At 67.2% G+C, this 8717-nt stretch carries 8 protein-coding genes and 1 pseudogene; 2 read left to right on the plus strand and 7 right to left on the minus strand.

The genetic code is table 11. The features are described from left to right. The 5 genes and pseudogenes from VFL64_RS18795 to VFL64_RS18815 all read right to left on the minus strand — a co-directional run. A pseudogene (locus VFL64_RS18795) lies at positions 1 to 490 on the minus strand (23S rRNA (adenine(2503)-C(2))-methyltransferase RlmN); the annotation flags it as partial. Between the two features lie 68 nt (positions 491 to 558). Then, positions 559 to 984 carry a nucleoside-diphosphate kinase gene (gene ndk / locus VFL64_RS18800; protein ID WP_489541909.1) on the minus strand — a complete coding sequence of 142 codons (426 nt, stop codon included), beginning with the start codon at positions 982 to 984 and terminating at the stop codon, positions 559 to 561. A gap of 83 nt (positions 985 to 1067) precedes the next feature. Then, complete coding sequence (locus tag VFL64_RS18805) at positions 1068 to 2951, minus strand: pseudouridine synthase (protein ID WP_489541910.1); 1884 nt, start codon at positions 2949 to 2951, stop codon at positions 1068 to 1070. Continuing rightward, complete coding sequence (gene scpB / locus VFL64_RS18810; RefSeq protein WP_489541911.1) at positions 2948 to 3742, minus strand: SMC-Scp complex subunit ScpB; 795 nt, start codon at positions 3740 to 3742, stop codon at positions 2948 to 2950. The genes VFL64_RS18805 and scpB overlap by 4 nt, the downstream gene beginning before the upstream one ends. Positions 3743 to 4009: 267 nt before the next feature. Then, entirely contained in the window at positions 4010 to 5002 is a 993-nt protein-coding gene (locus tag VFL64_RS18815; RefSeq protein WP_489541912.1) for an RluA family pseudouridine synthase, read from the minus strand. Between the two features lie 56 nt (positions 5003 to 5058). Here VFL64_RS18815 and VFL64_RS18820 point away from each other — a divergent pair, with 56 nt between their 5' ends. Further along, the gene (locus VFL64_RS18820) at positions 5059 to 5856 is read left to right on the plus strand and encodes an outer membrane protein assembly factor BamD (RefSeq protein WP_489541913.1); all 798 of its coding nucleotides are present in this window, start codon (positions 5059 to 5061) and stop codon (positions 5854 to 5856) included. 8 nt (positions 5857 to 5864) lie between these two features. Here the strand turns inward: VFL64_RS18820 and yoaA are convergent, their stop codons facing one another. Continuing rightward, on the minus strand, positions 5865 to 7841 hold the full coding sequence (gene yoaA / locus VFL64_RS18825; RefSeq protein WP_489541914.1) for a DNA repair helicase YoaA: 1977 nt from the start codon (positions 7839 to 7841) through the stop codon (positions 5865 to 5867). After that, a complete protein-coding gene (locus tag VFL64_RS18830; protein WP_489541915.1) occupies positions 7838 to 8041 on the minus strand; it encodes a YdcH family protein in 204 nt (67 codons plus the stop codon). Before VFL64_RS18830 ends, yoaA begins: the two co-directional genes overlap by 4 nt. Before the next feature lie 60 nt (positions 8042 to 8101). Here VFL64_RS18830 and VFL64_RS18835 point away from each other — a divergent pair. Next, the coding region (locus tag VFL64_RS18835; protein WP_489541916.1) for a PP2C family protein-serine/threonine phosphatase at positions 8102 to 8717 on the plus strand (616 nt) is incomplete at its 3' end.

The raw sequence follows: 8717 nt of genomic DNA on the forward strand, positions 1-8717 counted from the left end.
TCACCACGTTGCTGATGGCCCGCTCGCCGGCCTTCAGGCCGAGCTCGGCGCGCATGCGGTGCTCGGCGTGCCGGAGCTGGGCGATGATCTCGCCGGTGGTGAGGTTGCGGCTGAAGCCCTGGTGCCCCGTCGAGCAGAAACGGCAACCGACCGCACAACCGGCCTGGGATGACACGCACAGCGTGCCGCGGTCGTCTTCGGGGATGAACACGGTCTCGACCGCATTGCCGCCGCCGACGTCGAACAGCCACTTGATGGTGCCGTCGGTCGAGGCCTGCTCGCTGAGCATGGCCAGCGGCTGCACCACCGCCACGCCGGCGAGCTTGTCGCGCAGCGATTTGGCGAGGTCGGACATGGCCGAGAACTCGGCCGCGCCCTTCTGGTGGATCCAGCGGTACAACTGGGTGGCGCGAAAGCGCTTCTCACCCAGCTGCTCGCAAAACGCGGCCAAACCGTCGAGATCGAAGTCGAGCAGGTTGGCCGGTGTCATGAGGGTTCCTTGCGCTGGGCTGCGGGCAATGCCTCACCCGAGGCGCAAGGCGATGCCCGGTTCAGGCCTCAGCGGCTGAAGACGTTCATGCCGGGGAAGAAGAACGCCACTTCGACGGCGGCGGTCTCGGGCGCATCGGAGCCGTGCACGGCGTTGGCGTCGATGCTGTCGGCGAAGTCGGCGCGGATGGTGCCCTTCTCGGCCTTCTTCGGGTCGGTGGCGCCCATCAGGTCGCGGTTCTTGGCGATGGCGCCTTCACCTTCCAGCACCTGGATCATCACCGGACCGGAGACCATGAAGTCGACCAGATCCTTGAAGAAGGGACGAGCCTTGTGCACGGCGTAGAACTCTTCGGCCTCGCGGCGCGACAGGTGGGCCATGCGCGAGGCCACGATCTTGAGGCCGGCGCCTTCGAAGCGGGCGTAGATCTGGCCGATCACATTCTTCGCGACCGCGTCGGGTTTGATGATGGAAAGCGTACGTTCGATCGCCATGATTTTTTCTCCTGAATCAAGCACTTGGCAAAGCCTTGGATTCTAACGCTTGAAGGGCAGTTCCTTCGTGTCAACCCGCAGCTTCAGCGGCCACGCCGGCCCCCGCCGCCGAACCCGCCCCCACCACCACCGCCACCGCGATTGCCGCCACGGCCACCACCGCCTCGCCCGCCCTTGTTGCGGAATGCGTCGGCACCGATGTAACCCACCGAGGTCTGCAGAGGATCTGGCTCACGCGGAGCGCCCTTCTTGTTGCCGCCTTGCGGACGCTGGGGGGCACTGCCGCCGGGTCCAAAGCCACCGCCACCGCGGCCGAAGCCCGCGCCGCCGACGGGGCCACGCGACTTGCCTTGCACGAAGCGCTTGTCGAAGGTCTGCTCCAGCGGGTTGGGGATCTTGCTCGGGTCGAAGTCGAGGTCTTCGTCGTCGCGGTCGAAGTCGCTCTGCCCGCTGTCGCGTGCCTGCGCGGGCATGGGGTTCGGCCCGCCCGCCGGCCGCGGGCCTTGGCCGCGCTGGCCCCGGTCGTTGCCGCGGCCACCGCGCTCGTTGCGCTGCTGGTTGCGGTTGTTGTTCCGATCGCCATTGCGGTCGTTGCGGTTGTTGTTGCCGGCGCGCTGTTGTTCATTGCCGCCGCCACTGGCCAGCCGACGGATGGTGCGAACGTCGTTCTCGTCGAGGTCGACCCACACGCCGCGCTTGAGGCCGCGCGGCAGCACCACGGTGCCGTAGCGGATGCGGATCAGGCGGCTGACCGTCAGGCCGACAGCGTCGAAGAGCTTGCGCACCTCGCGGTTGCGGCCTTCGGTGATCACCACGCGGTACCAGTGGTTGGCGCCCTCGCCTCCGCCGTCTTCGATCGACTTGAAGCTGGCCGTCTGGCCCTCGACGTCAACGCCACTGAGCAGTTCGCTCTTGTCCTCCGGGCTCAGCGTGCCCAGCACGCGCACGGCGTACTCGCGCTCCACGCCGAAGCGCGGGTGCATGAGCTGGTTGGCAAGTTCGCCTGAGGTGGTGAACAGCAGCAGGCCTTCGGTGTTGAGGTCCAGGCGGCCCACCGATTGCCATTTGCCTTGCTGCAGCCGCGGCAGGCGACGGAACACTGTCGGCCGATTCTCCGGGTCGTCGTGCGTGACCACCTCGCCGACGGGCTTGTGGTACGCAATGATGCGCGGCGGCGGCGGCACGATGCGCACGCGCACCGGCTTGCCGTTGACCTTGATCTGGTCGCCGAACGAGATGCGCTGGCCGACATGGGCAGGCTCGTCGTTGACGGTCACATGGCCGTCTTCGATCAGTTGCTCCATGTCGCGGCGCGAACCGATGCCCGACTGGGCCAGCACCTTGTGCAACTTGGGGGCATCGGGCTCGGCGGCGAGCACGCGCTTGTGCTCGGCGGACTCCTCCGCAGGCTCTTCGTCGGCAGCAGGTGCCTCCACGTCGAAGTCGCCCGACAGCACCTGCGCAAACACTTCACCCGCTTGGGCGGCCACCGCCTGAGCGGGAGCCACACCGTCACCGCCGCCTTCGCGCTCTTCTGCGCGCTGGCGATCCTTGTTGCGGCCACGGCGACGGTTTCTCGACGAGCGCGGGCGGTCTTCGGGTCCCGCACCGCCTTCGTCGCTTTCGGCCTCGCTGCCAGCCGTCGCCTGTTCCGGGGCGGGTTCGCTCGACGCAGCTCGCGCCTCCACGACCTCGGCAACAACCGGCGGAACGGCAACAACCTCCGCCGCAGCCGGCGCTTCAGCTGCCGCCTCAGCCGCCTTTGCAGGCGAGCGGCGCTTGCGTGCCGGCTTGGCGGCTGCAGATTCTTCTGTCGCCTCAGCCGGTGCCGCGACGACGTCTCCTTCAGCTGCCACCGCGTCAGCCTTGGGCGCGCGTCGGCGGCGCGCAGGTTTGGCCTCCGCCTGCGTCGTGTCTGCGGGTGCGCCCGTCAAACCGGCCTGGGTGTCGTCGTCGGGGTGATTCATGCTTGGGGATCCATCGGAGCGGCAGCGGCCGCAGACTCGGGGTCGGAGGAAAGTTCTTGTGGCGCCGGTTCGGTGTCTTCAGCCCGCGCGGGTTCTTCGGTCAACTGCACGACTTCGCTCAGCTGGTCGGCAGCGGCCTGCGCCGGCTCTGCCTCGGTTGCCGCGGAGGCTTCTTCCACCGGCACGACTTCATCCTCCAGAACCAGCGTGGCTTGTGCAGGCTCTTCCAGCAGCGAGGGCTGGTCGGGGAGCGCCTCGCCCAGCGCCTCGGCATGAGGCAGCGCACCTTCGAGCATGGGCAACTGCTCCAGGCTGGCCAGGCCCAGGTCATCGAGAAACTGCTTCGTGGTGGCGAACAGCGCCGGGCGACCCGGCGCTTCGCGGTAGCCGATGGCTTCGATCCAGCCACGGTCTTCGAGCTGCTTGATGATCTGGCTGCTCACCGTCACGCCGCGTATGTCTTCCACGTCGCCACGTGTCACGGGCTGGCGGTAGGCAATGATGGCCAGGGTCTCCATCACGGCGCGCGAGTACTTGGGCGGCTTCTCCGGGTTGAGCCGGTCCAGGTAGTCGCGCATTTCGGGGCGGCTCTGGAAGCGCCAGCCGGTGGACAAGGCCACCAGTTCCACGCCGCGACCTTCCCAGTCGCGCATCAGCTCGTCGAGCAAGGCCCGAAGGCTGTCGGGGCCCAGTTCATCGGCAAATAGCGTGCGCATGTCCCTCAAAGGCAAGGGCTGCTGCGCGCAGATGAGCGCGGTTTCGAGGACGCGCTTTGCATCCTGTGTGTTCATGGACTTCGTCTGTATCCTCGGTCAGGACAGCCAGAGGGTGCTCTGGGATCGGGCTCTTTCACAGCAGCTTTCGCAGGGACAGGCCGGCTGGCGGCGGATCCACGTCAAGGGCTGCTCAGTGGGTGACCTCAAGGTTCGATGCGTTCATCGCGGCGAACCACTCGTCGCGCCACTATCGGCGCGGTCACTTCCGTTGGCGGGCACAGTGCGAAGCGTAGAACGCTCATGCGCCAGGGAAGGGGTTGCTGCGCATTGTATCGAACCTCGTCAGAGCCCGCCACGTCTCGTATCCACCTGTTGCCAAGCGTGGGCCAGGTCGGCCGGCGGCTCGGCCTCGAACCACAGAGCTTCATTCGTTTGCGGATGCACGAACCCCAGGCGCGCGGCGTGGAGCGCCTGGCGCTGCAGCCCCAGGGCGGGCCGCCCGCCGTACATCTGATCACCCACCAACGGGTGCCCGCGCGACGCCAGGTGAACGCGAATCTGATGGGTGCGCCCGGTGTGCAGCTTGCAGCGCACGGCCGTCACCCAACCCTCCTCCGTCTCGGCCATCGCCACCCGCGTGACGTCGGTCTGCGCGGGCTTGCCGCTTGGCACGATGGCCATGCGCACACGCGACTGCGGATCGCGTGCCAGGGGTGCGTCGATGCGGAAAGAAGCCTGCATCAGATGGCCATGCACCAGAGCCTGGTACTCGCGATGCACTTCGCGCGCGGCGATTGCACGCACCAGGGCGGTGACGGCCTGCAGCGTCTTGCCGACCACCATCAGACCCGAAGTGTCCTTGTCAAGACGATGCACGATGCCGGCACGCGGCAAGGTGGCCGCTGCCGCATGGTGTGCGAGCACGCCATTGAGCAAGGTGCCCGACCAGTTGCCTGCCGCCGGGTGCACCACGAGACCAGCCGGCTTGTCGATCACGAGGAGGTGCTCGTCCTCGAACACGATGGGCAGCGGCAGCGCTTCGGCGCGAAAGGCCCGGCTTTCCGGCGTGGGAACGAGTTCGATCTCGACCCGCTGGCCTGCCTGTACCTTGCGGGAAGCCGAACTGGCCACCACCCCGTCGACCGCCACATGCCCTTGCTCGATCAGGCTCTGCAGATAGTTGCGCGAGAACTCGTCGGCCATCGAGACCAGCACCTTGTCGAGCCGCAAGCCATGGAATTCGCGGCTGATTACGGCAGAGCGACGCTCCGGCGCATCGTCGTCTTCCGGCTCTGCCAGGAGGGTCGTCTCCGCGGGCGACAGGGGGTGAACCATATAATCTTCGCTCTCTTCTCTCACTGGAAGCACCGCTCCCGCGGTGCATGAAGCGCATGGATCGGATTCGCTCGGTAGGCCGTACGTGGGGCTTGGCTTCGTTGGCCGCGTTGTCGATGGCGCTGACCGCCTGCAACACGACCCCGAAGGACGAAACCGCCGGGATGAGCGTCGAGAAATTGTATGCAGAGGCGCGCGACGAAGCGGCTTCCGGTGGATACGAGCGGGCCCTCAAGCTGTACGAACGCCTCGAGGGCCGCGCCGCCGGCACCTTGCTGTCGCAGCAGGCCCAGCTGGAGCGTGCCTACATCAACTTCCGCACCGGCGAGAAGGCGCAGGCCCTGGCGATCGTCGAGCGCTTCCTCAAGCTGAACCCCACCAGCCCCGCGTACGACTACGCGCTGTACCTGCAGGGCGTGATCAACTTCAACGACAACCTCGGCTTGTTCGGCAACCTGGCGAACCAGGACCTCTCCGAGCGCGACCAGCAGGCGTCGCGTGATTCGTTCCAGTCGTTCAAGCAGCTCACCGAGCAGTTCCCCAACTCCAAGTACACGCCCGATGCGCGCATCCGCATGCGCTACATCGTGAACACACTGGCCGCCTACGAGGTCCACGTCGCGCGCTACTACCTGCGCCGTGGCGCCAACCTGGCGGCAGTGAACCGCGCGCAGCAGGTGTTGCAAGACTTCCAGCAGGCCCCTGCGGCCGAAGAAGCGCTTTCGATCCTGGTGCAGGGCTACGACAGGTTGGGGCTCGATCAGTTGCGCGACGATGCGGCCCGTGTGCTGCGGCAGAACTTCCCCAACAGCAGCTTCATTGCTGCCCTGCCGGCGACCGCCGCGCCCAAGTAAGGCGCAGTTCAGAACGGCAGCGCCGCGGCCGACAGGCTCTCCAGCCAGGCCAGGGCTTCGCCTTCGTTGGCCAGCCGCGTCATCGGCGGCAAGGCCTCGCGCAAGCGGCGGCCGTAGTTCATGCCTGCCATGCGCGGGTCGCAGATCACCAGCAGCCCGCGGTCCGTTTCGCTGCGGATCAGGCGGCCCGCACCCTGCTTGAGTGACACCGCGGCCTCGGCCACGAAGTAGTTGGCGAAGGGATTGCGGCCCTCGCTCTCCAACCGCTTGACCCGTGCCTCGACCAGCGGGTCGTTGGGCGGTGGGAAGGGCAGCTTGTCGATCAGCACGCACTGCAGCGCATCGCCAGGCACGTCGATGCCTTCCCAGAAGCTTTGCGAACCGACGAGCACCGAGCGTGGCTGGTTGAGAAACTGCTGCAGCAGCTGACGCTTGGGCGCACTGCCTTGCACCAGCACCTGGATGCTGTCGCCCTGTGCTTCGAAGTCGTCGCGCAGCCGCTCGCCGATCGTCTGCAAGGCGCGCAGTGTGGTGGTGAGCACGAAGGTGCGGCCACCCAGCGCGCGTGCACAGCGCGCAGCCAGAGTCGCCACGGCCACGGGGTGCCCGGGCTCGTTGGGCTTGGGAAAGCCCGCCGGGATGTAGAGCCGCGCATGCTCCGGGTAGTCGAACGGGCTGCCGACGCGCAAGGTGGTGGCATCGTCCAGCCCGGCCGATTCGGTGAACCAGCTCAGGCGCTCGTCATCACCCAGCGTGGCCGAGGTGAAGATCCAGGCCTTGGGGGCCGCTTCCATCTGCTCGCGCAGGGCTTCGCGGATGTCGAGCGGTGACTCGACCAGGCGCGCCTGGTGCGTCGACAGGTCGATCCAGCGCACACGCCCGGGGGTGATCTCGCCACGGAACAGGCGCGCCTGGCGGGCCAGCTGGGTGGCGCGCTCGGCCAGCTTGGTGAAATCGGGCGCCAGTTCGTCCACCGATTCGAGCCCGGCACCAGCAGCCGTGCAAGCAGTGGCGATCGCCTCCAGCGCCTCGGAGAAGTCGGCACGGCCTGCCCGCTCCTCCCAGCGCAGCTTGAGCGAGCCGCGCACTTCGCGCATGGGGCCGGCAGCGGCCAAACGCAAGTTGCGTGCGGCGAAATCACACTGGCCCGCCAGTTCCTGCCATGGGACCAAGCCGCGCGCGTGCTGAAGCCCGGCACCCAGCACATCACGCGCGAAGTCGATCACCTGCCCGCTGCCCAGCGTTGTGCCCAGGAACTGCACGCCCGCCTCGGCCAGTTGGTGCGCCTCGTCGAACACAGCCACCTCGACACTGGGCAGCAACTCGGCCACACCGCTGTCGCGCAAGGCCATGTCGGCAAAGAACAGGTGGTGGTTGACGACCACCACGTCGGCCGCCATCGCCTCGCGGCGAGCCTTCATCACATGGCACTGGCGGTACTCGGGGCATTCACTGCCGAGACAGTTCTCGCGCGACGAGGTGACGAGCGGGATCACGCTCGAGCGCTCGTCCAGGCCTTCGAGCTCGGCCAGGTCGCCGCTTCGGGTGCTCTGCGACCAGGTCTCGATCTTGGCCAGCGTGCGCACCGCCCAGCGGTCGGGCAGCTGGGCCGACTGGCGCGCCAGGTTCAGGCGGTGCTGGCAGAGGTAGCTCGCCCGGCCCTTCAGCAGCGCAAGCGTCGCCGTCACCTGCAGGGCATCGCGCAAGCGCGGCAGGTCGCGCAGAAAGAGCTGGTCCTGCAGGCTCTTGGTCGCGGTGCTGATGAGGGCGCGCTGGCCCGACAGCAAGGTGGGCACGAGGTAGGCGAAGGTTTTGCCGACCCCCGTGCCGGCCTCGGCCACCAGAGCACGCCGCTCCTCGATGGCCGCAGCCACGTCCTGTGCCATGCGTTGCTGCACGTCGCGCTCGACATAGCGCTCATCGGCCTGGGACAACGCACCGCCCGGCGCAAAGGCCTGCGCCACATCTTCGCGCAAGGAACTCATGCGGGTTCGGGCGGTTCGAGTTGGACTTCCAGCTTGGCGATCTGGTCGCGCAGGATGAGGCGGCGCTTCTTCAAGCGGCGCAGCACGAGGTCGTCCAAGGGGCGGTCGCCAGAGGCTTGATCGATCAGCGAATCGAGATCGGCGTGTTCCATTCGGAGCTCGATCAATCGGCGCTGGGGCGAATGCAGGTTGTCATCCATGTGAGCGCGAATGAGAGCCGAAATGGGAACGATGGGGCAAACCGATTATAGTTTTCGCCCATGAGCACCCCTCCTGGCTATCGGCTGTCGGCGGCCACCGGCATTCATCGCGGCGACCGCGCCTATCAGCAAGACCAGGTCGAGATCCTGCCCCACCACCGCGTCCCAGGTTGCGCGCTGGCCGTGCTGGCCGACGGCATGGGCGGCAAGAGCGGCGGCCGCAAGGCAGCCGACCAGGTGATCCTCACCGCCAAGCAGCTCTTCGATCGCTACAGCCCGAACCAGGACGACCCGTCCGAGCTGCTCAAGCAGCTGGTGCTTGAAGCGCACCTGATGATCAAGCTGACTGCGATCACGGCCGAAGAAGAGCCGCACAGCACCGTCACCGCCTTCCTGATCAGCCCGTCGCGCGAGTGCGACATGATCCACGCTGGCGATTCGCGCGTGTACCACTTCCGCGGGCCTGACATGGTCAAGCGCACCATCGACCACTCGTTCGTGCAGCGCCTGGTCGACGAAGGCCAGATCACCGAGGACGAGGCCAACACGCACCCGCAGTCGAACCTGCTCACCGGTTGCCTGGGCACGCTGCAAGACCCTCCGCTCACCCTGCACCACATCGACCGCCTCGAAGTCGGCGACACCATGCTCGCCTGCAGCGACGGCCTGTGGCACT

The organism is Rhizobacter sp. (genome assembly GCF_035702065.1).
Lineage (GTDB): Bacteria > Pseudomonadota > Gammaproteobacteria > Burkholderiales > Burkholderiaceae_C > Rhizobacter.